General features: G+C 63.1%; 27 protein-coding genes and 1 pseudogene. 26 read left to right on the forward strand and 2 right to left on the reverse strand.

Translation table 11 applies throughout. The features are described from left to right. The first annotated feature begins 20 nt into the window (after positions 1-20). From QTQ03_RS01960 to QTQ03_RS02070, 26 genes and pseudogenes are all read left to right on the forward strand, one after another. Positions 21-524, forward strand: a complete 504-nt coding sequence (locus tag QTQ03_RS01960) for a hypothetical protein (protein WP_289276438.1) — start codon at positions 21-23, stop codon at positions 522-524. 139 nt (positions 525-663) lie between these two features. Continuing rightward, positions 664-1,581: a pyridoxal 5'-phosphate synthase lyase subunit PdxS gene (gene pdxS / locus QTQ03_RS01965; RefSeq protein WP_289276439.1), complete on the forward strand. Its 918-nt coding sequence runs from the start codon at positions 664-666 to the stop codon at positions 1,579-1,581. Between the two features lie 52 nt (positions 1,582-1,633). After that, positions 1,634-2,239: a pyridoxal 5'-phosphate synthase glutaminase subunit PdxT gene (gene pdxT, locus QTQ03_RS01970; RefSeq protein WP_289276440.1), complete on the forward strand. Its 606-nt coding sequence runs from the start codon at positions 1,634-1,636 to the stop codon at positions 2,237-2,239. Positions 2,240-2,631: 392 nt separating this feature from the next. Next, complete coding sequence (locus QTQ03_RS01975; protein ID WP_289276441.1) at positions 2,632-3,381, forward strand: YebC/PmpR family DNA-binding transcriptional regulator; 750 nt, start codon at positions 2,632-2,634, stop codon at positions 3,379-3,381. Positions 3,382-3,392: 11 nt separating this feature from the next. After that, positions 3,393-5,066 carry a recombinase family protein gene (locus QTQ03_RS01980; RefSeq protein ID WP_289276442.1) on the forward strand — a complete coding sequence of 558 codons (1,674 nt, stop codon included), beginning with the start codon at positions 3,393-3,395 and terminating at the stop codon, positions 5,064-5,066. Positions 5,067-6,040: 974 nt separating this feature from the next. After that, a complete protein-coding gene (locus tag QTQ03_RS01985; protein WP_289276443.1) occupies positions 6,041-6,484 on the forward strand; it encodes a WhiB family transcriptional regulator in 444 nt (147 codons plus the stop codon). Positions 6,485-6,553: 69 nt separating this feature from the next. Then, complete coding sequence (locus tag QTQ03_RS01990) at positions 6,554-6,964, forward strand: hypothetical protein (protein ID WP_289276444.1); 411 nt, start codon at positions 6,554-6,556, stop codon at positions 6,962-6,964. Between the two features lie 94 nt (positions 6,965-7,058). After that, the gene (locus tag QTQ03_RS01995; protein ID WP_289276445.1) at positions 7,059-7,850 is read left to right on the forward strand and encodes a PD-(D/E)XK nuclease family protein; all 792 of its coding nucleotides are present in this window, start codon (positions 7,059-7,061) and stop codon (positions 7,848-7,850) included. A 238-nt stretch (positions 7,851-8,088) separates the two neighbouring features. Further along, positions 8,089-8,538, forward strand: a complete 450-nt coding sequence (locus QTQ03_RS30555; protein ID WP_502889680.1) for a D29-gp49 family protein — start codon at positions 8,089-8,091, stop codon at positions 8,536-8,538. A gap of 363 nt (positions 8,539-8,901) precedes the next feature. Further along, on the forward strand, positions 8,902-9,744 hold the full coding sequence (locus QTQ03_RS02000; RefSeq protein ID WP_289276277.1) for a transposase family protein: 843 nt from the start codon (positions 8,902-8,904) through the stop codon (positions 9,742-9,744). A gap of 118 nt (positions 9,745-9,862) precedes the next feature. After that, complete coding sequence (locus QTQ03_RS02005) at positions 9,863-10,438, forward strand: AAA family ATPase (protein WP_353890553.1); 576 nt, start codon at positions 9,863-9,865, stop codon at positions 10,436-10,438. After that, a complete protein-coding gene (locus QTQ03_RS30170; RefSeq protein ID WP_353890554.1) occupies positions 10,425-10,859 on the forward strand; it encodes an endonuclease domain-containing protein in 435 nt (144 codons plus the stop codon). The genes QTQ03_RS02005 and QTQ03_RS30170 overlap by 14 nt, the downstream gene beginning before the upstream one ends. 366 nt (positions 10,860-11,225) lie before the next feature. Further along, positions 11,226-11,831 (forward strand): toprim domain-containing protein, encoded by a 606-nt coding sequence (locus tag QTQ03_RS02010; protein ID WP_289276446.1) that lies wholly within the window; start codon positions 11,226-11,228, stop codon positions 11,829-11,831. After that, positions 11,828-12,283: a hypothetical protein gene (locus QTQ03_RS02015; protein ID WP_289276447.1), complete on the forward strand. Its 456-nt coding sequence runs from the start codon at positions 11,828-11,830 to the stop codon at positions 12,281-12,283. The genes QTQ03_RS02010 and QTQ03_RS02015 overlap by 4 nt, the downstream gene beginning before the upstream one ends. A gap of 8 nt (positions 12,284-12,291) precedes the next feature. After that, positions 12,292-12,645, forward strand: coding sequence for a hypothetical protein (locus QTQ03_RS02020; protein ID WP_289276448.1), 354 nt, complete (start codon positions 12,292-12,294; stop codon positions 12,643-12,645). Then, positions 12,642-13,436, forward strand: coding sequence for a hypothetical protein (locus QTQ03_RS02025; RefSeq protein WP_289276449.1), 795 nt, complete (start codon positions 12,642-12,644; stop codon positions 13,434-13,436). Before QTQ03_RS02020 ends, QTQ03_RS02025 begins: the two co-directional genes overlap by 4 nt. Positions 13,437-13,444: 8 nt before the next feature. Further along, entirely contained in the window at positions 13,445-14,110 is a 666-nt protein-coding gene (locus QTQ03_RS02030; RefSeq protein ID WP_289276450.1) for a hypothetical protein, read from the forward strand. 145 nt (positions 14,111-14,255) lie between these two features. Continuing rightward, positions 14,256-14,477 (forward strand): hypothetical protein, encoded by a 222-nt coding sequence (locus tag QTQ03_RS02035; RefSeq protein WP_289276451.1) that lies wholly within the window; start codon positions 14,256-14,258, stop codon positions 14,475-14,477. A gap of 17 nt (positions 14,478-14,494) precedes the next feature. Beyond that, positions 14,495-14,938, forward strand: coding sequence for an SLOG family protein (locus tag QTQ03_RS30175; RefSeq protein ID WP_353890622.1), 444 nt, complete (start codon positions 14,495-14,497; stop codon positions 14,936-14,938). A gap of 507 nt (positions 14,939-15,445) precedes the next feature. Beyond that, entirely contained in the window at positions 15,446-15,664 is a 219-nt protein-coding gene (locus QTQ03_RS02040; RefSeq protein WP_289276452.1) for a hypothetical protein, read from the forward strand. Positions 15,665-15,835: 171 nt separating this feature from the next. Next, complete coding sequence (locus QTQ03_RS02045) at positions 15,836-16,498, forward strand: SprT-like domain-containing protein (protein ID WP_289276453.1); 663 nt, start codon at positions 15,836-15,838, stop codon at positions 16,496-16,498. 140 nt (positions 16,499-16,638) lie between these two features. Then, entirely contained in the window at positions 16,639-16,935 is a 297-nt protein-coding gene (locus QTQ03_RS02050; protein ID WP_289276454.1) for a hypothetical protein, read from the forward strand. Between the two features lie 138 nt (positions 16,936-17,073). Then, positions 17,074-17,694 carry a DUF2637 domain-containing protein gene (locus QTQ03_RS02055; RefSeq protein ID WP_289276455.1) on the forward strand — a complete coding sequence of 207 codons (621 nt, stop codon included), beginning with the start codon at positions 17,074-17,076 and terminating at the stop codon, positions 17,692-17,694. 11 nt (positions 17,695-17,705) lie between these two features. Next, a pseudogene (locus QTQ03_RS02060) lies at positions 17,706-18,053 on the forward strand (histone-like nucleoid-structuring protein Lsr2); the annotation flags it as partial. Between the two features lie 190 nt (positions 18,054-18,243). Then, the gene (locus QTQ03_RS02065) at positions 18,244-18,468 is read left to right on the forward strand and encodes a hypothetical protein (RefSeq protein ID WP_289276456.1); all 225 of its coding nucleotides are present in this window, start codon (positions 18,244-18,246) and stop codon (positions 18,466-18,468) included. A 133-nt stretch (positions 18,469-18,601) separates the two neighbouring features. Beyond that, positions 18,602-19,444, forward strand: a complete 843-nt coding sequence (locus QTQ03_RS02070) for a transposase family protein (protein WP_289276277.1) — start codon at positions 18,602-18,604, stop codon at positions 19,442-19,444. Between the two features lie 158 nt (positions 19,445-19,602). Here the strand turns inward: QTQ03_RS02070 and QTQ03_RS02075 are convergent, their stop codons facing one another. Further along, positions 19,603-20,757 carry a methyltransferase domain-containing protein gene (locus tag QTQ03_RS02075; protein ID WP_353890555.1) on the reverse strand — a complete coding sequence of 385 codons (1,155 nt, stop codon included), beginning with the start codon at positions 20,755-20,757 and terminating at the stop codon, positions 19,603-19,605. Between the two features lies 1 nt (position 20,758). Then, positions 20,759-21,712 carry an ATP-grasp ribosomal peptide maturase gene (tgmB, locus tag QTQ03_RS02080; RefSeq protein ID WP_289276457.1) on the reverse strand — a complete coding sequence of 318 codons (954 nt, stop codon included), beginning with the start codon at positions 21,710-21,712 and terminating at the stop codon, positions 20,759-20,761. Positions 21,713-21,714: the final 2 nt, after the last annotated feature.

A 21,714-nucleotide genomic window follows, 5' to 3' on the forward strand; every position in this document is an offset into this window, starting at 1 on the left:
GGAAACGGAGCGACACGACGATGCCGGGCATGTGGTGGCTGGTGGGCGCGACGCTGGTCGTCGGGCTGCTGGCGGCGTACCTCATCTGGACCGCCGGCCGGGTCGAGCGGTTGCAGGCCCGGGCGGAGTTGGCTGCCCGCGCGCTCGACGCCCACCTGCTGCGCCGCGCGGCGGCTGCCGCGGTGCTCGCCGAGCGTCGCTACGGCGTCGAGCTGTACGCGGCGGCGCGGACCGCGCTGGACGCCGGCCCCGACGAGCGCGAGGCAGCCGAGAACGACCTCACCCACCAGCTGCGCGCGGTGCAGCTCGACGCCGTCGATCCGGGCACCGACGCCGTCATCGCCGCGAGCCGGCGGCTGGCCCTGGCCCGGCAGGTGCACACCGACCTGGTCCGGGACGCCCGGTCCGCGCGCAGCCGACCCCTGGTGCGGCTGTTCCGGATGGGGCGAGGAAGCCCCTGGCCGCGATACTTCGACATCGACGACCCGACGCTGACCACCCCCGCCGACGTGCCCACCGGCTGAGCGGGAGCGACGCACCCGCCTGGTGACGTCTGCCACAGTGCAGTCCACCGTGGGTCTGATTGGCCGTCGGACGCGCGTTCACCTCGTCGTAGCATTTCCCCGCAGCCACCCCCGAGCACGTCTCTAGGAGCGATGAACCGTGCCCGAAACCACCGCCCAGACCACCACCACCGCCCCCGTCACCGGCACCGCGCGCGTCAAGCGGGGAATGGCCGAGATGCTCAAGGGCGGCGTGATCATGGACGTGGTCACTCCCGAGCAGGCCAAGATCGCTGAGGACGCCGGTGCCGTCGCGGTGATGGCGCTGGAGCGGGTACCCGCCGACATTCGCGCCCAGGGCGGCGTGTCCCGGATGAGCGATCCGGACATGATCGACGGAATCATCAGCGCGGTCTCGATCCCGGTCATGGCCAAGGCCCGGATCGGCCACTTCGTCGAGGCGCAGGTCCTCCAGTCCCTCGGAGTCGACTACGTCGACGAATCCGAGGTGCTGACCCCGGCCGACTACGAGAACCACATCGACAAGTGGGCGTTCACCGTCCCGTTCGTCTGCGGCGCGACCAACCTCGGCGAGGCGCTGCGCCGGATCACCGAGGGCGCTGCCATGATCCGTTCGAAGGGTGAGGCCGGCACCGGTGACGTCTCGAACGCCACCACCCACATGCGCAGGATCCGCAAGGAGATCCGTCGGCTCCAGTCGCTGCCCGAGGACGAGCTGTACGTCGCCGCCAAGGAGTTGCAGGCCCCGTACGAGCTGGTCAAGGAGATCGCCGAGACCGGTCAGCTGCCGGTGGTGCTGTTCACCGCCGGCGGGATCGCCACCCCGGCCGACGCCGCGATGATGATGCAGCTCGGCGCCGAGGGTGTGTTCGTCGGCTCCGGCATCTTCAAGTCCGGCAACCCGGCGCAGCGTGCCGCAGCGATCGTCAAGGCGACCACCTTCCACGACGACCCGGACGTGCTGGCCAAGGTCTCCCGCGGTCTCGGTGAGGCGATGGTCGGCATCAACGTCGACGACATCCCGGTCCCGCACCGCCTGGCCGACCGCGGCTGGTGATGTGAGTCGAAGGGGCTCCGGCCGGCCGGAGCCCCTTCCGGAAGGAGCGAACGTGACCGCACCCGTCATCGGTGTGCTCGCCCTCCAGGGCGACGTCCGCGAGCACGCCGCCGCCCTGGCCGCGGCTGGGGCGGACGCCCGGCCGGTCCGACGCCGCGAGGAGTTGGACGCGGTCGACGGCCTCGTGATTCCCGGCGGTGAGTCCACCACGATCAGCAAGCTGGTCGACATCTTCGAGTTGCGCGAGCCCATCGACAAGCGCATCGCCGGCGGCATGCCGGTCTACGGCTCCTGCGCCGGCCTGATCATGTTGGCCGGCGAGGTGCTCGACGGCCGGCCCGACCAGCGCGGCTTCGCCGGCATCGACATGACGGTCCGGCGGAACGCGTTCGGGCGGCAGGTCGACTCGTTCGAGGCGCCGGTGGACGTGGCCGGCGTCGACGGGGGGCCGTTCCACGCGGTGTTCATCCGGGCACCGTGGGTCGAGCGCGTCGGCGACGGCGTCGAGGTGCTCGGTAGGGTGACTGAGGGGCCGGTGGCCGGGCGGATCGTCGCGGTCCGCCAGGGCAGTCTGCTGGCCACCTCGTTTCACCCTGAGCTGACCGGCGACCGGCGCCTGCACGCGTACTTCGTGGATCTGGTCCGCGCGACCCGCTGACGCGGGCGTCGCGCGTCCGGGCGTCTCGGGCGGACGCGGGGTGTGGAACGGTGCGCGGTCCCGCGGGAGTCGTTTCCGCGGGACCGACCGAGCCGGGCTCGACGCCCGCCGCGAGCGGCAGGGCGCCTCCGGGTGCACCGAGGCGGATAACGCGGGTTTCGGGGGATAATGCCGGGTTCGCTCGTTGCACCCGTTTTGGGTCGTGCGGGGCGGTCGGTGCCGTGCGGTGCTGACAGTCGCCCTCGGGTCACCGGTAGGATTGCCGAGATTCGGCAGGGCCAGCTGCCCGCCACGGCTTCCGCCAGAGCTGACCGGCACCCTCCGTGTGCGCCGGTGGAAGCGAGGCGCGCGGTGCGGTCGATGCGGACGACGGGTAACGACGGAGGTAGGAGATGTCCGGCCACTCAAAGTGGGCGACCACCAAGCACAAGAAGGCCGTCATCGACGCCAAGCGCGGCAAGATGTTCGCCAAGCTGATCAAGAACGTCGAGGTCGCGGCGCGTACCGGCGGCGGCGACCCGGCCGGCAACCCGACGCTCTACGACGCTATCCAGAAGGCCAAGAAGAACTCCGTCCCCAACGACAACATCGACCGCGCGGTCAAGCGGGGCTCCGGCCTGGAGGCCGGTGGCGCCGACTACCAGACGATCATGTATGAGGGGTACGGGCCGAACGGGGTCGCGCTGCTGATCGAGTGCCTCACCGACAACCGCAACCGCGCCGCCACCGAGGTGCGCACCGCGCTGACCCGCAACGGCGGCTCGTTCGCCGACGCCGGCTCGGTGTCGTACCTGTTCTCCCGCAAGGGCGTGGTGATCGTGCCGAAGACCGGCACCACCGAGGACGACGTGATGCTGGCCGTCCTGGACGCCGGCGCCGAGGAGGTCAACGACCTCGGTGAGGCGTTCGAGGTGGTCTCCGAGCCGACCGACCTGATCGCGGTGCGTACCGCCCTTCAGGACGCCGGCATCGAGTACGAGTCGGCCGAGTCGTCGCTGGTCCCGAGCGTCAACGTCCCGCTGGACGAGGAGGGCGCCCGGAAGGTCTTCAAGCTCATCGACGTCCTGGAGGACTGCGACGACGTGCAGAACGTCTTCGCGAACTTCGACGTGTCCGATGAGATGCTGGCACAACTAGGGTAGGATGCCGGGGCATGACTCCGACTGACCTGCTACGCGGGCTGCGTGCCAGCCTGTACGTACGGCTATCCAAAGCCTCCGACGATCGGAACCTGAGCCGGCAAGGCATGGTTGATGATCTTCGGAGGCTTTGTTCTGACCGGGGGTTTTCGGAAGTAGCCCTACACGTTGACGACGGCAAGTCGGGTGCTATCCGCAACCGCTCGGAGTTTCGTGCATGGCTAGCGGACGCCGTTGAGGGCCGCGCTGACGTGCTGGTTGCGTGGCACGTTGACCGGCTAAGCCGGGAAGGGCTCAACGTCGCTGCGACCATCCTGGACGTCATTGAGGGCAAAGACCCTGACACGGGGAAGGAGGTTCGTCCCCCGGTCCGCCTGATCGGCTATGACGATCGGCTTGATTCTGCCGACGGGGAGGGCTTCCGGCTGAACTTCGTGATCAAGGCAGAGCTAGCCCGCGCGGAGTTGGCGCGCATGAAGTCGCGTAGCCGGGCGAGAGTCCAGCGAATGCGGAAAGAGAAGCGGTCTACCGGAGGCTTGACGCCGTATGGCTATCAGCGTGCGTCTCGGGGGCCGATGGAGCTAGAACATGATCCCGTGAGTGCTCCGATTCTCCGAGAAGTGGTCCGGCGTGTTATTGAGGGCGCGAGCATCGCCAGTATCGCCAAAGACCTCAACGCTCGGGGATTGTTGTCCCCGAGGGATCACGCCGCCATGCGTGACATGGGGGAGCCGCGCAAGAATCGGGAGACTAAAGAGCCGTTGCCGCCGCAGCAATGGACCGACATGACGCTTAGGAGGATGCTGGCAAACCCGGTGCTGCTCGGGTGGCTCACGGACAATGGAAAGGTTGTTCGTGACGACAAGGCTAAGCCAGTTCTTCGGGGTGTGCCGTTGATTTCAAAGGAAGAGTGGGGCGCGCTTCAAGACGCGATCAACGGCAGGAAGCGACCTAAGTACCGCGTTGCGTCGGACGCTATGCTCTCCGGTGCAGTTTTTTGCCCGCTGTGCGGGGAGGTGCTTCACTTCCACTGGGCTGTTAAGCCTGAACGGAATCAGGAATATCGCTACTACCGTTGTTCGGGGAGAACGCGAAAGGACAACAACTGTCGGGCTGGCGCCCCCAAAGCCGAACGGCTTGAGCAACTTGCCGGGGACGTGTTGCTGTCCATCGTCGGGGACCTGGACGTGCTTCGGAAGGTTTTCGTCCCCGGCGACAACACCGCCGCTGAGTTGGTGGACATTGACGAACGGATGAGAGAACTTCGGGAAGACCGGAAGGCCGGTCTTTACCGGGGCGAGCAGGGCACGGCCGAATTCCGAGAAATGTACTCCGCTCTTGAAGGCCAGAGGGAACAACTTTCCTCCCGACCGTCCCGTTCTGACGGGTGGGAGTACGTCCCGACCGGGCAGACGTACCGGCAAGTCTGGGGATCGTCGGACACGGAAGGAAGGCGTTCCTTGCTCCGCGCGTCTGGGGTTCGCGTGGAAGCGATGAAGGCGGCAGGCGTGGCACGTGTTGGCCGGTTCGACCGACCGGACGGGTATAGTGCGGCTGCTCTAACGATTGAGGACGGCGTACAGCTCGGCCTGTATCTGCCGCCGGACCTGGCGGTCAGGGTGAGCGGCAACCCTGACGCGGCTGTCGGTATGAGTCAGCCGCCCCTGCTGACGGCTGAGCGAACCTGAGTAGCGCCGCCGGGACGCGTCCCGGCCTAGCCGGTGGAGTCCCTGCCCGCCAACGTTGGAGGCAGGGGCCCCGCCGTGTGAACGGATCAGCGACGCTACCCCTGGGGCCGGGATCTGTGACCCCGGTCACCCGTCGGGCTGGCGGTCGGGTGGCGTCGATCTGTTGAGCAGGTGCGTCAGGTGTCATGCACCCCACTTCGCGGCATGGTTAGGTCTGGTGTACGGTTGTTACTGAGGTTGGGAACCTTTACAAGAATCGGACTTTAGGGCAGACTTACCGTACGGATGTCCTAATGCGACACGAGGAAGGATCAGGGATGCCTGCGCCTCGCCTACTCCCCAATAATGAGATTTTGAATAGTCTTCGCCGTGAAGGTTGGACGTACAAGGATATCGCCAACGAGTACGGGGTGTCTGAGCAGGCGGTTTATATGCGCCTCCGGAAGGCGAATCTTACCCGCAAGACGCCTGGGTATAAGGAGTTGATCCCTTGGCGGGTGAAGCGTGAACACACTTTCGCTTTTCCTGCCCAAATGTTGCGGCTGTTAGGCCGTACCCAAAAGGGGGAGGTGCTTCCGCCGGTTAAGAAGCGGATGCTTGATAAGTGGCTGTCTGAGGTCAAAGATCAGGACGTTGTGGTTTGCTACAACCCTGACATGGCCCCGAATCCGGGTAGCACGGTAGGCGGGTTTTTCTACTCTCGTCGCCGTCCGGAGGACGGTGACAGCCTCATCCGGGTTGAGGCGGATACGCCGGTAAGGACTTAAAGCGGACAGATGCGACAAAGGGCCCCCTAAGGGGCCCTTTTTGTTGTCTAGGAGCGAAGTTGACTCGAACACTTGTACGAACCTGTTGGGCATGTTAAGGTTTGTAGCGCAAGACGAGGGGTGCGGTCCTGTTCGGTCGGCACAACCGGACAGATCGAGCCCCTTGCTTAAACCGACGAAGGTTAGGTTTGGAAACTGTGGGGTGTTGTGACTGCTGCCTGTAACCGCAACCCGGACCTGTGGATGAGTGAAAAGCCGGCCGATGTGGAGGCCGCTAAGGATGGTTGTCTTGATTGCCCGTTGAGCCGGTATCACGCCTGTCGGGCGGAGGGGTGGAGCCACGAGTACGGGGTGTTCGGTGGCCTGTCCGGAGATGATCGGAGACGATTTGACCCGTTCCGCATGGCGCGGGTGACGCGGGCTCGGGATGCTCAGGCCCAACAGATCGACAAGGCGATTATTGCTGCACGGAAGGCTGTGGCGCTGATGGTTGCGGAGCAAGCGGGCCCCACGGTGGCCGATCCCCGGAGCGAGGCTGTGAGGATGCTGGCCTTCGGCGCGTCCTCCCGCGACGTGGCCGTCAAGCTGGGCGTCAACCGCAACACTGTGAGGTACTGGGCGAGTCGCGCGCGGACTAAGCCCGCCGCGTGACTCGTGAGCAAGTGATCTAGGACACGTCGGGGTTGCTGGTGATCCTCCTTTGTGGTCGATTAGGATTGATTGTTCATCATCATGATCTTCACCCAATCACACAGGCGGGGCGGACGGAAAATCGCAGGGTACGGGGGAAGGGGAGCAGTGCCGCAAGATACCGGAACTTTGCTGCGTGAATCGCCGGAGTTGCTAGCCGAGGCGTTCGACCTCATCGACCGGGACATCACGGACCACGTGCGCGACGTCGACATCGTGGTTGACCTGCCTGATGTGCTTGCCGTCGCCCGGTTCCACTTCGACAGGGGGACCGGCTACGAGGTGATTTACAGCGGGGCGTGCGACCGCGACGACTTCGACGCTGCAATAGCTGTAGTTAGGTTGGCACATCTCATCCGGTGGGAGCCCTACGGCGACAACCCTTCGGGCTATCCGCAGTGTCGCGCCCTGTTCTGGGAACTGCGCGGCGCGCTGCACTAGAAGGTTTTGAGTATGGGGCCCCTGTTGGGGCCCTATACTCGACCATGAAGGTTTGGTTTGGAATATTGGGGGTGGCGACGCGACGCACCGGAGCGTGAGTCAGCTACAGACGTTCAGCAAGTGCGGCGAACAGTGGAGGTTAGAGAAGCGGGTACTGGCACCATCTCGCCCGGCGGCTTGGTGTCATCAGGGGACCGCGTTTCACACGGCGGTGGAGGCGTGGGAACGGAATTACCGGCAGGACCACCCCGGAGACATCCTCGACCTGTTTGAAACCGAGTATGACCGCCTGGTCGCTGTTGACATGGAGCGCGAACCGGACCTAGCACGATGGCTCACCGGAGGCAACAGCCGAGCCGACGCGGATATCACCCGTAGGCGGGAGAGAGGCGCCACACAGGTGCAGGGGTATATGGACTATGCCCTTGCCGATTCCGGCCGTGTGTGGCGTGATCCGGACGGTTTCCCGGCCCTTGAGGTTGAGTTCCGCCTAGACCTGGGAGGGGTGGCGGTTGTCGGCTACATCGATCAAGTTTGGCAATGGGGCACAGGCCAGATTGGGCCCCGTGACCTGAAAACAGGCACCAGGCTTCCCGGCTCCCCGTTACAGCTAGGCGTCTATCGGGTGGCGGTACAGGAGTTGTACGGTTTCCTGCCCGCGTGGGGTGACTTTTACATGGCGAAAAACAATCGGCCCGAACGGCCGGTAGATCTGAGCCGGTACACCCGCGAATGGGTGACCAGCCAGTTTCGCATGTTGGAGGCCGGTATTCGGGCGGAATCCTTTCTGCCGAATCCCGGTGACGGGTGCCGCACATGCGGCGTCTCTGAATTTTGTTCCGCAATCGGTGATCCTGGCCGGTTGCCCATCCCTCGGAAGGTTTAAACACGGTGACTACTGGCGCAAAGGTTAAGCCCCACAACCGAGTGCCGGAAACCCTTGAGTCCCGCGCCCGGAAGCTTGAAAACGAGGCAAAGTCCCTTGAGACGTTGGTATCCGCAAAGGCCGGGGAGGCGCACACCAAGCGCACTCAGGACCAAACCCTCCGCAACACTGCCGACATTCTTAAGACCCTTGCCGCCTGAGACGCTTAAACCATTCACCCCCAATCGTAGGAGGTTCCTTGTCTGATACACGCGACGACTTTGTCATCTCGTTCAAGGCGCACGGCGGCTACGACTCCCCGCTAATCGCCGTCAAGGCCGCGTCGGCTGTCGAGATGTACGACAAGATTCGGAGTCTTGAGGCTGCCGGAGTGGTGGCGGAAGCCGGCAACTTCTATCAGTCGTTTGCCGCTCAGTTCACTCTTGGTGCCGCCCTCGGGGCGACACCGGCACAGCACCCGGCGACCCAGCAGGGCGGGTATACGCAGAGCGCGTCAACGCCCGCCGCTCCGCCGGCAGCTCCGGCGGGGGCGCCTCCAGGTATGGAGGCTCCCACATGTCCGCACTCCCCCCAGTACGGACCGAAGAAGTGGAAGACGGGGCAGGGTAAGCGTGGTCTGTGGCAGGCATGGATGTGCCCAGCTCCGCAGGGCACCCCGGGCCAGTGTCCGCCTCAGTGGGTCAACTAGTCCCGCTCGTTGACCGTCAAGGTTGAGTCTGGAATTTGGGGGCCCGGCAACAAAGACCGGGCCCCTTTTGAAGGGAGGGCAACGATGGATCGTAGGGGAGGTCTGCAATCCTCACGTTGACCAGAGCCAAGCTCTCTCGGGGGAGCGCAGGAACGCCACTTCCTACTGTATTCAAAACGTTAGCCGCTGAGGGCATCCACTTTCGCCGCGGACAACTCACACTGAGCTGATCTCAGCGACGCGAATGTGTTGATTGGTACGACACGGGCGAACCGGGTCACGCCGGACGGTGCTGGAAGTGGGCGTGGAGCCATCGATAGACAGGTCTTTGCGACAAGATCCACGTCTTCGAGAGGGCTCCACGTGATTGCCTATCGTGCCATGGTCGACGTCCCCAGGGAACTCGTGCAGTACCTCGGCCGGCTGCTTGCCGCGCAACGCCGAGCCAAGGGGACACGGCGCGACACCCGCGCGTTGACCTGCTTCTACCAGGCACTCCTGGTGCTCGTCTGGTTCCGCAAAGGCGAGGACGCGACCCTGCTGGGCGCCGGGTTCGGCATCTCCCGGGCCACTGCGTACCGGTATATGGCCGAGGGTGTCGCAGTGTTGGCCGCGCAGGCCCAGGATCTACACACAGCCCTGCGCCGGGTCGCCGACGACGGCTGGTCGTACGTGATCCTGGACGGAAAGCTGTTCGACTGCGACCGGGTGGCCGAGACCACCCTCAGCGTCAAGGGCGACACGATCGACGCCTGGTATTCCGGCAAGCATCGTGACTTCGGCGGAAACGTTCAAGCGGTCATGCGCCCGGACGGCCTGCCGGTGTGGACCTCCGCGGCGATGCCGGGGCATCTGCACGATCTGACCTGCGCCCAACAGCAGGGCATCACGGCTGCCCTGAACTGGGCCGCCTCCGAACTCGACCTGCCTACCCTGGCCGACTCCGGTTACGAAGGCGCAGGTCAAGGCGTCAAAGTCCCGGTCAAGCAGCCCACCGACGGGCAGCGGCTCGCTCCCGACAACCGCGCCTACAACCGGCTGCTACGCGGACTGCGCTGGCAGGGCGAACGCGGCTTCGCGATCCTGGTCGGACGCTGGAAAACCCTCCGGCATACCACCGCCAGCCCACACCGGATCAGCGACATCCTCGCCGCCGCACTCCACCTGACCCATTTCGAGTACAAGTACCTACCGCAAAGTCGCTGAGATTACTTCACTAGTTGCGTCCGCGCCCGGTGTCGGCAAAAGCGTTCTAGCCCTCACCAAGGCCATTCGGGCCGACTGTCCCGGGTTTTATGCCTCAGCGGACACTGACGCTATCACGATGTACCTCCGGGCTGGCGCGATGCTGACAGGATGGTCAACGTCCGACATCGAGCACGCGGTAATGCATGGCAGTACCGCGACCGTGGATGCACTGCTTGAGCGCCGATCCGGTTTGCGGATGGATTTTGCCGGGCGTATCGAGCTTGACGCCCTTGAGGCGGACTTGAAAGCCTATGCGCTCACTTATGGCGAGTGGCCCCATTTTATCGTGGTGGACAACATCTCGAACATGGAATCTGACGGGGAGGGATATCAAGCTTTGGAGGCTTCCTGCGACTACCTTCATGAGCTAGCTAGGGAAACCGGGGCCGCTATTATCGCACTGCACCATGTGACCGGGGAGTACGACGACGGTATCAAACCTGTACCGCTGTCCGGGCTACGGGGAAAGATCAGCAAGGTTCCGGAAATGATCCTCACCCTGTTTCGAAATCCGGAGTCGAACCGCTTGTTTGTGTGTCCGGTGAAGAACCGGACCGGCAAGAATGCTGCCTCCGCTAACTGGTGGGTGCCTCTGGACTATGACCCGTCCGTCATGAGGCTTAGGGATTTGGCGGAGAATGGGAGTGCGTGAGTGCGTCTACTGCTTCGGGCCCTTGACCGGGCAGCAACGCAGATATGACACAGACGACTGTCGCAAGGCGTACAACAAAGCCCTATGGAATCTGAAAACATACGGGCTCACGCCTAAGGATTACATAGCTGTCTGGCTGTTTCAGGGTGAGCGTTGCGCTATCTGCAAGCGTCCCCCGCGCTCCGGCGAGACTTTCCACGTTGACCATGAGCACGCTAAAGGCGCTTCCGGGCCCGTACGGGGCATTCTCTGCCCCGGCTGCAATATACGTTTGGTCGGGCGTCTCAAGAGCGCTGAGCGAGCACAAGCGCTAGCGGACTACCTGGCGCATCCGCCAGCCGTGGCCGCGTTGGGGCGGGTGGTGATTGCCCCTGGCCGTCCCCGTACGCGGAGGCGGAAGGTTCGCCGGAAACGGGGCTAGCCTGTTGGTGATGGTAAGGTTAGGAATGTAAAAGAGAGGGGGTGGGGGTGGGCGAAGAAAAGCCTCCCATTGACCGAATCCTTGAACACTACGGGGCATCTTTCGTTCCCTCTGGTGGTGGGTGGAGGCGGATGCGCTGCCCATTCCAAGAGCGGGACATCAACCCGTCAGCGGCCGTGAATGGCGTAATCCAGCGGTTCAAATGCTTTAGTTGCGGGATCAATGAGGACGCTTACGGGTTGGTGATTTGGAAGGGGGATGCAACTGACTTCCCTAGTGCCAAGCAATTCATCGAGGACCTTTATGGGAGAAGCTACGGAGACGTATCACCAGGCGATCGATCCGGCGGACGCGGAAAATCCCGCCGTGGCGTATTTGAAGAGTCGGGCCCTGCGGTGGGCCAGCGTTCAATTTTTCAGGCTCGGCTACGTCGGAAACCCTTTGCCGGGGCATGAGGTGTACGCGGGGAAGCTGTGCATTCCGTACATTACCCGGTCGGGGGTTGTGTCGCTGAGGTTCCGGACCCTCCCGGACCCGAATCCTGACTACAACCCGGATGATCCGGGATCGCCGGAGTGGTTGCCTGTGGACGGCCCGAAGTACCTGAGTGTAGCCGGGGACCTCCCTCGACTATTCAACACATGCGACCTTGACCGACGCGAACCCTTCGTGTGCATTGCCGAAGGCGAATTTGACGCGATGACCGCACATCAGGCCGGTTTTCCGGCTGTAGCGGTCCCCGGGGTTAACGGGTGGTCGGCGTGGTGGGCCAGGTGCTTTCGCGGCTACGAAACCGTGTACATCCTGTGCGACAACGACGACAAAGGCCAAGGGGCAGCGTTCGGAGAGAAAATCGCCGCCCAGATCGGCAACTCACGGATTGTGATGATGCCGGAAGGACACGACGTTAACTCGTACGTCGTGGCGGAAGGCTTCGCCGCGCTAATCGAAAAGATAGGAGTTGAGCTGTGACCCTCGATATCGGGGATTGGGTACGTATCCAACAGTGGCCGGTGAACGGCCACGCTATCGGAGATGTCGGCTCCGTCGATGAAATCGTCAGTGGCGGTTACAACGTGCGTGTGCCCGGTAAGGCGGGCGTCGGATGGTATGAGCCCGAAGAGTTGCGACACGTTCCGCCCCCGGCCGTTCCCCGGATGCTGCCTGTGGCGCCTGACGGCATGACACCGCAGGATCTAGCCGCGTACGTCGGCCAATTCGTACAGGCCGCCCAGGACCGAATCCTCACCTTCGGGGCAGATCAATACGACAACAACGGCCGACAAGCCTTCGAGGATATGCCGCTGATAGTGCTGCTGCACGCAGCCCGGGAAGAGGCACAAGACCTAGCCGGGTATGCAGCGATGCTGGACATCCGCATCGGGCGAATCCTAGCGGCGCTAGGCCACAAGGGGGTTTGTTGATGGGATGGTTGAGCCGGGACAAACGCGTTCCCGAAAAGGTGGAAGGCCCCTACCAGCCGGACACCGAGGTAACCGGCTTCGAGGCGGCTTTCCCTCTGCGGAAGCTCGCCGCGCTGTACATCGAACACGGCTGGCGGGTCGCCATGGACGGAGAAACGTTGGAGGATGTCACACCGGAGCAAATGCGGCTGGTCGTCGCGTCGCTAATTGACGACATGATCGCAAACCAGGACGCCGCGTACGCCACCGGCTACCGGCTGCTGGTGCTGCGTGACAACGACTTCCCGAATGACCTTGATGTGTATCTGTACGTCGGCCGGGCGACCACAGAAACCGAAACTACGGGGGTGAATACTGCTTGATCGAACGTATCGTGATCCTACCGGACACACAGTTCCCCCTCCACGATCGGACTCTGACAGAAAGACTCGCCCGGTTCGTTTGGGACTACCAGCCAGACCGGTTAGCGCACGTCGGTGACCTCACCGACTCGTCCGAGCTGGGCCGGTGGGTACGCGGGCTGCGAGGACAGTACGCGGGAGGGCTGGAAGGGGGGTTCGCCAAGACCCGCGAATGGCTGGCCCTGATCCGTAAACACTACGATGGCCCGTTCCATTTGTCCCGCGCGAACCACGATGACCGGCTAGACGCTGCAATCGAAAGATATCTACCCGAGATTGCGGGACTGACGATCAAGGGTCATGTGATCTCAATCGAGAACGCGCTAGACCTCGACGGATACGGGATCACCTATCACCGGGACTATCACGAAATCGCGCCGGGGTGGCTGCTGACTCACGGGGACTGGGGCACCCTGTCCGACATCCCCGGAAACACGGCGTTGATGCAGGCCAAGCAGCTCGGAAAATCCGTCGTGTGTGGTCATACGCACCGGGCCGGACTTGTCGCCGGCCCCCTGACTTCCAACCACCAAAGCATTGAGGTCATGGGTATGGAAGTTGGGCACGCGATGGACCAACGGCAGGCAACGTACCTCAAGGGCGGCAAAAACAGTTGGCACCACGCGTTCGGAATCCTCCGGGTCGAGCGCGGCAACAAGAGGCGGGTCCGGGTGTACCCGGAGCTGGTGATGGTTCAGTCAGATTATTCCTTCATGGTGGATGGTCAGCGTTGGAAGGGGGAGCGTTCCTGATGAGTCGGATGGACAAGATTGTTGACTTGCTGCCCCTGGTAGAGACGGTGGCGTGTGACGTCCACTACGCGTACGGCCTTGAAGAGGACGAGGCGTACGGCCTGCTCTGCTTGGAGGTTGCCTTGCGTGCAGACGACTACCTGATTCTGTTCCGGGAGGGACAGGCAAGCCTTATTGAGCGTCGGCTTAAAAACGTGGCTGCTGTTTACGCCCGCACCGAGCGGGTTAAGCGAATAAGTGAAAACGATCAGTACTACTACGACCCTGAGTATGTGCGCCTGTTCCTGCCGTTCGCGTTCGCCTACGAGGATTGGCTTTCCGGCCCGACACCGGATGACGCGTCCGCGAGGTGGCGGACGGGTGAGGCGGCAGACACCGCGCTTGACATCAAAGCGGCGTGGCCACGCCTCAAAGACTGGCAACATCGGGTGATCGTGGAACGGCACTCGACCGCACCCAACCCGTACGGGCGTGTTGACTGGAATCGGATTGCTGAGGCAACCGAACGAAATTCCGCTGAGAGCGCCCGGAAGGCGTACGCCAGAGCTACCCGGGAGTTGACTGTGGAAATGAACACTGCCCGGGAGCGTCGGGGCCGTGACCATGAGGGGCCTGGGGCTCGGGTCGCATTGAGCAACGCGCAGAGCGCGGCACTCATTTCAGCGAGCCATTAGGTTAGGTCTGGAAAGCTGAAAGGCAAGGCGGTGGGGGTCGGAAGTTCCTTAGAGGCCCGGCCCTCACCTGCCACCCCTGCTACCCGATATGTGGGAAAGTTTTGAATGCTCGTTGTCCCGAGCACAGCGGACGGAGGAATACTGTATGTTCACTGCCCTGTGGATTGGTTGGCTGGCTGCTTTCGCCATCGTGGAGGGTATAGCACTTTTCAACAAGCAGCCCGACGACACACTCTCGGAGCATGTGTGGAAGTGGTTTGCGGTCGGCAGTAGCCAGCCGACCGGTTGGACCCGGTTGCGCCGGTTCGCGCTGCTAGCTTTCATGGCTTGGCTGACGCTGCATTTCCTCACCGGGGGTATCTTCTAGTGCGAGTGCGGGTCCTGGTGACGGGCTCCCGTGACTGGCAATCTGAGTTGTTTATCGCGCGGGTCATGGTGGACCTCCGCAACACGCTTGAGATTCGGGGTGTTGACGCTTTGGCGGTAACTCTGGTGTCGGGCGGATGCCCGACCGGGGCGGACCGAATGGCGGAACGGTGCGCCGCTTTCCTCGGTTGGTTCGTAGAAAGGCACCCGGCCGATTGGGGCCGGTACGGCAAGCAGGCCGGGTTCGTCCGTAATGCCGAAATGGTGGCGTTGGGTGCTGACGTGTGCCTCGCCTTCATTCGGGCCAACTCCCCGGGTGCCTCGACGACTGTTCGGATGGCACAGACGGCCGGAATTCAAACCACCATCTATCGAGAGGGGCCGGACACGGCTGAGCCTGCGCACACCAGCGCAGATGGGATGACCGCCCCTAGCGCAGGCCGTGACGGTTGTCTCGGGTGAGGGTTTCACGTCACACTGTGCTAGTGTTGCGCTCGGAACCGTAGCGCCTCCCTTTCTGGTTGGCTTCCTTGCTGACACTTGGAATGGTTCCAACGAAGGGCCCCCGGTTTTCCGGGGGCCCTTCCCTTTACTCCCAATCTAGGCTGGAACCTCCTAGATCCATGTCGGCAACCACCGACGCGGGTAGCGGTCGCCACCGGCACCAATTCGCATGATCCGCACCGTCACCAACTACGCAGCCAAGGCACATGTTCTCGGTGTCGGTCGCGTTCATGGCGTCCATTCCGGCGTCTTTCATTGCCGACTCCCTCTGTGAAACTCTCAACCTTCGTTGGCGACGCTCCAAGATTAGGTCTGGAACGTATGAAAGTCAAGCCTTTGTTTGTTTGAACAGGGCTGGCGAAGATGAGGTCTGGAAGCTTGACAGCGTTTGAATGGCAGGGCAGGATTGGGGTTGTCAGCAAGGCAGCGAAAGGAAGGGGTTAGGAAATGTTGACTCTTCGGGCCGTGAAGGTCGCTTTCAAGGGTAAGGATGGACGGCGGGCTTCTGTCGCCGTGGACCGCTACAGCAACAACCTTCCACCGGTCGCGTATGCGAGCGATGAGGCTTTCCGCAACCATGTCACGTCGGCTGCCCTATCCTCCGTCATTGGGAGCCCGAAGTATGGGCCGGACTGGGTGGAGGACTACCAGGTGATTGACATTCCGGACATTCATCGTTCCTGAGCCAGCGAAAAAGGGGCCCGCTTTCGGGGGCCCCTTTTTTCATGCCCAGAGTGAGGAGTGAACCAGCTCACACGAAGATTAGGTCTGGAAGGTTTGACGAAGCTGTTTAAACGGAGTAATGTTCTTCCTGTCAGCAGGAAGCAACATCGCCCCAACAGGAAGGGAATGGCAATGGAAATCAAGGACACTCGTGAGGCTTGGCTCCACCGCGCGATTGACGTTTTCCGCCCCCGGTTCGATGAAATCGGTATGCCGCTCCCAGAGAGGGTCCACGTCTCCGTGGGTTTCAGCTACGGGGCCCGTGCCGAGTCCGCTAAGGTGCTCGGGTCGTGCTGGGCGAAGCGAGCCAGCAAGGACGGCGTAAACCACATCTTCATTAGCCCGGAGTCCGGTGACACGGTAGAAGTGTTGGAGACGCTACTCCATGAGCTGATTCACGCCGCTGATGACTGCGAGAGCGGTCACAAGGCGGCGTTTGCTGAGGCCGCGACCCGTCTCGGTTTTGAGGGGCCGATGACTGCCACGCCGGCGGGTATGGGTCTGACGGTGGAGTTGATGACTATGGCGGAAACCCTCGGGGAGTATCCGCACGGTGCTCTTGAGGTTCCGGCCCGGGTGCCGTCCACCACCCCGGTTCCGACCGGCGCGGCTGGGGGCAGCTCCACCGGGGGCAAACTGCACAGTGGCCCGGCCAAGCAGGGCACCCGGATGATCAAGGTGGTGTGCAACACCCCTGACTGCCCCTGCGAGGGGTATACGGTGCGTACCACAAGCAAGTGGCTTGAGGTTGGGGCTCCTAAGTGCCCGATGGGTCACGACATGGAGCGTGCCTGACAAGTGGACAGAATCGCCCCCGGGAAACCGGGGGGCGATTCCGTGCCCTGAGTCCGAAACGTTGAAACGGGCTAGACAAGCGAAGGTTAAGTCTGTAACGTAAAAGGTGTCAGCGGGGAGTACTAAGAAAGGAAGCGCACATGAGCCAGGTGTCCGAGATTGTTCGGGAAATTGGAGAGGCTAAGTCTCGCCGGATTGAGGCCGAGCGGATGAACCCATGCAGGGTGTCGGGTCGCATGATCCGCGTGATGTCCACCCTTCGGGCCCGCGTGGTTGACGGTCACATGGTGGCTGTCAGCGTAACCGACACCCGGGACGGCAGGGGCTTCGGTTACCTCGCTGCTGAGATTTTGGACAGTGCCGCCAGTCGGGTTGACATAGGGGACAACGGCCTGATTTCCGAGGTAAGCCGCACGGAGTACATGCTCACCTTCTAACAGGGTTTAAACGGGGCCCCGATCGGGGCCCCTCACCTGTTGGTGAAGGCAAGGCGACCGGCAAAGAGTTGCGACCCGATGGTTAGGTGTGCAAGGTTAGCCGCGTCAGCAAGGAATGCGCGGAAAGGACGATGCGCAATGAAGGCGCTCCGTTGGCTGGTCGGGCTCGGAACCCTACTGATTGCGGCAGGAGGTTTCACCCTCAGCTTTGGAAAGCTCAACCAGATTGCCATCATCGCCGGATACGGCGACAACGCATGGATTTACCCGGCCATCGTGGAGGGGTGCACCACGCTGGCCACCCTGGCGGCTTTCCTCCGCCACGGGAAGCGGGGAGCCTGGTATCCGTGGGCGGTCGGACTGCTAGCGTTCGGCTACAGTCTGTGCGCGAATTCGGTTCCTGGGAGTGTTCCTGTTGAGGTTATCCGGGCCGTGCCGGTAATGTGCATTCCGGTCAGTGTCCACACGTTCATCATCATCGTTGGACTCTTGGATAAGCGGGAATCGGAGGCGCTTGCCGACCAGTCGGAGGCAGTGGCGGTTCCGCAGTATGACACCCTGGCGGACATCTTCCCCGTGGACCAGGCGGAGTCGGGGCCAAGCGTCCAGCCGGAACCGGTGAAGGTGGAGCCCGCCAAGCGGGAGCGCAGGGCTACGGCCCTTGCGGGGCGGGGAACGTATCTCCGGCTCGCTGAGCAGGCGAAGACGGACCGTGAGCGGGACATGTTTTTGAGGCTGGCCACCGGCCAGCCGGTTTGAGAGAGGGAACCATGGCGCGCGAGGTAATCACCAGACTCAGTGACGACCTGGACGGCGGCGAAGCCACTCAGACCGTTGAGTTTGGGATCGACGGAGTTGGCTATTCAATCGACCTGAGCGACACGAACGCGGTTGCTCTCCGAGAGGCTGTCGGCCCGTATGTGGCCGCCGGTCAGCGGGTCGGCCGGGTCGGTGGGGGTGGAGGGATCACCCGCGCCATACGGGGCGCCGCTGCTGCGGCCAGCCGGAGCACCCGCGAGGAAAACCAGCGCATCCGGGAGTGGGCCAGCGGCACCGGCTACGACGTGAGCGAGCGGGGACGCATCCCCGTTGAGGTCATCGAGGCGTACCGGAACCGGCCAGCGCTGGCGCCCGGGGTGGACGGAGCCGACGGACCCGGGAAGCCGGGGAAAAGTGCCAAGAAACCCCCGGTAGCTACATTCAGCGGCGACAAGTAGCAGGAAAGAGAGGCCCGCGTCGCGGGCCTCTCTTTCGCCGTGACGTTCGTTTTGGGCCCCAAGAGTGTTTAAACAACGTGGAGGTGGCGGGATGGACGTTGAGTACGTGGTGACCATCGAGGGCGAGACTTTGAGTGGCAAACCGGCCAACCCGGTGAGGCTGGACGCCGTGGGTGGCCGCCTGGCGGTGCATGAGCCCCGGCTGAGCGCCGTCCAGGACGGGCCCGGCGTGACTGCCACGGTGACGGTGTGGACTAGCGGCCCCGTGGATGCTCTGGGAATGGCTAACGCGATTGTGTTTGGCGCACTGAGCTGATCTCAGCGACGCGAATGTGTTGATTGGTACGACACGGGCGAACCGGGTCACGCCGGACGGTGCTGGAAGTGGGCGTGGAGCCATCGATAGACAGGTCTTTGCGACAAGATCCACGTCTTCGAGAGGGCTCCACGTGATTGCCTATCGTGCCATGGTCGACGTCCCCAGGGAACTCGTGCAGTACCTCGGCCGGCTGCTTGCCGCGCAACGCCGAGCCAAGGGGACACGGCGCGACACCCGCGCGTTGACCTGCTTCTACCAGGCACTCCTGGTGCTCGTCTGGTTCCGCAAAGGCGAGGACGCGACCCTGCTGGGCGCCGGGTTCGGCATCTCCCGGGCCACTGCGTACCGGTATATGGCCGAGGGTGTCGCAGTGTTGGCCGCGCAGGCCCAGGATCTACACACAGCCCTGCGCCGGGTCGCCGACGACGGCTGGTCGTACGTGATCCTGGACGGAAAGCTGTTCGACTGCGACCGGGTGGCCGAGACCACCCTCAGCGTCAAGGGCGACACGATCGACGCCTGGTATTCCGGCAAGCATCGTGACTTCGGCGGAAACGTTCAAGCGGTCATGCGCCCGGACGGCCTGCCGGTGTGGACCTCCGCGGCGATGCCGGGGCATCTGCACGATCTGACCTGCGCCCAACAGCAGGGCATCACGGCTGCCCTGAACTGGGCCGCCTCCGAACTCGACCTGCCTACCCTGGCCGACTCCGGTTACGAAGGCGCAGGTCAAGGCGTCAAAGTCCCGGTCAAGCAGCCCACCGACGGGCAGCGGCTCGCTCCCGACAACCGCGCCTACAACCGGCTGCTACGCGGACTGCGCTGGCAGGGCGAACGCGGCTTCGCGATCCTGGTCGGACGCTGGAAAACCCTCCGGCATACCACCGCCAGCCCACACCGGATCAGCGACATCCTCGCCGCCGCACTCCACCTGACCCATTTCGAGTACAAGTACCTACCGCAAAGTCGCTGAGATTACTTCACTGGACGCCGTGGGGGAGCCGGTATCGTTTCTGTCTGCCACGGTGGCCCGGGAAGTGTACGCGGGCAGGAACGCGAAACGCACGATCGCCGGATGACCACAATGACAGGACCCCCGGCGTTCGAGCCGGGGGTCCTGTCATTTGGGGGTCAGGCAGTCGGGACCGGCCAGCGGACGTCCGAATCCGGGCTGTCAAGCCATGCGTACTGGACGCCCCTAGCAGTAGCGGTCACGCCGATCCGGTCACGGCGCGGCCGGTCGTGGTCAACCCATCCCAGCCACGCCGCCTCCACGGTGTCCCACAGTCGCCGGGACGACTGCCGGACGTGCAGCACGCCGTCGGCGCCCAGCTTTCCGGTGGCCTGCTCGACACCATCGTGGATGGTCCACCCGATGCGGGTCTGCTGGTCGTCGAAGTGCTCCACGAAATGCAGTTTGGGCAGGTGAAGCAGAAGCCATAGCCGGAAATCAAAGTCGGCTAGCGCCTCAGGGTCAACGTTGCTGGTGCCCAAGTGTGCAGCCTCGTTGGAAACCGGTGGGGGGATCTCGGCTAGGTAGCCGTCAGGCAACGGTTGGCCGGCGGGGTGCATCGCCATGAACAATGCTGGTTCAACATCGAGATTCCCGGACACCTCACCCGGGCCGGTCTTATCTAGTACGGCGAGCGCCCCACCTATGGTGAGCGGGGTGACGATCCGGCCCCCGTCGGCAAGCTGGTCGATCCACGCGGGCGGCACTCCCCGCGTCGCGCATGTGGACAGGATGCGGTCATAAGGTGCTCCGTCCTTGACGCCCAAGGCACCATCCCCGGTGTGCAGCGTGGGCGTGTACCCGATCACGTCCAGTCGGCCGGTAGCCTCAGCGACAAGCCCAGCATCAATGTCGATGCTGGTGACGTTGGCCGCGCCGACCCGATGGCACAGAAGGGAAGTGTTGTAGCCGGTGCCGGTGCCAATTTCTAGGACGCGCTGACCGTCTGCCACGTCCAGGATGTGCAGCATTCTAGCCACCAAGGACGGTAGTGACGCTGAGCTGGTGACGATCCTCCGGTCACCATCCGCCACCCACTGAGTAATCAGAAAACGATTCTCGTAAACGGCCTGTAGCCACTCGTGCCGGTGAGTAGAGACGGCTCCGTCCACCACCCGAACAGGACTGTTGTACTCATTCAACGCCCAGTAGCGAGGCACGAAGACATGTCGAGGGGTGGCCTCAAACGCTGCCCTCCAACGGTAATCTACTATTGCCGATTCGGCGGCAAGACTGTCCGCCAATTTAGCCGCCTGCGGCTGCCAGTCAGTCAATTCATTGCCCTTTCGCCAGCAAGTCAGCTATCGCTGACGTGATTTGCAGTCCCGTCTTGTCTTCGATCCATCCGTATTGCCCGGCAGCGTTACACTCCAGCATCCACCATTTCCCGGTCGGGTCGACTATGAAATCAAACGCCCCAAACGCTAGCCCAAATTGGGCCATGAACGCGCGCACCCCGCCGGACACCCGACAGGGAACATCAATCACCCGGTACGTGAGAGCGTCATAGTCGGACCGGAAGTCAATCTGTGCGGCTGCACTGTGCGCCGTGATTGCTGCGGCGAACATGCGCGACCCCACCACCGTTAGCCGCACTTCGTAGGCTTTTTGGATAAACGGCTGGAACTGATGCGCTGTCGTTTCGATGGCGCGCATATCGGCCAAATCCGTGTCAGTCAACAGGTGTGTATTGAGCGCCTTTCGGCCCCCTTCTTCAATGATGGAGCCGAACCCGAACGGTTTCATGATTATTCCGCCCGGGTGCCGGTCGGCGAACCGGCGCACAGCGTCAGCCTGGTTGGTTACCAGTGTGGGCGGGACCGTCAGGCCGCAGCGTTGGGCCATGGCAAGCTGTGTTGGTTTGTACAGGTCTGCCTGCCGGCCCGGGTGGTTGACCCAGCGCACCGGCAAAGACCACAGGACACCACCAAACCCGAATTTCGCCTCATGGGTAGCGTGCCACCGCTCAGCCCGCGACATCCCCTCCGGGACGGCAAACGTGGTGGGGTTGCGGTACCACACAGACCGCAACCCCTCCAACGCTACCGTCCGGCGCTCAGTACGCAACACGCCGCGCCAACCCGTCTCGGTCATCTCCGCGTCCAACGCGAGGCGGGACGGAAACCACGAGGTGTCACAGCGAAACACGGGAACATTCCGGTGGTTTAGCGCTTCCACTACTGCGTCCACCGTCGGGTCGACGTCCGCAGCGAGCACCAGAACGGTCATTT

The sequence above is a fragment of the Micromonospora sp. WMMA1363 genome (assembly GCF_030345795.1).
In the GTDB taxonomy this organism is placed as follows: Bacteria; Actinomycetota; Actinomycetes; order Mycobacteriales; family Micromonosporaceae; genus Micromonospora.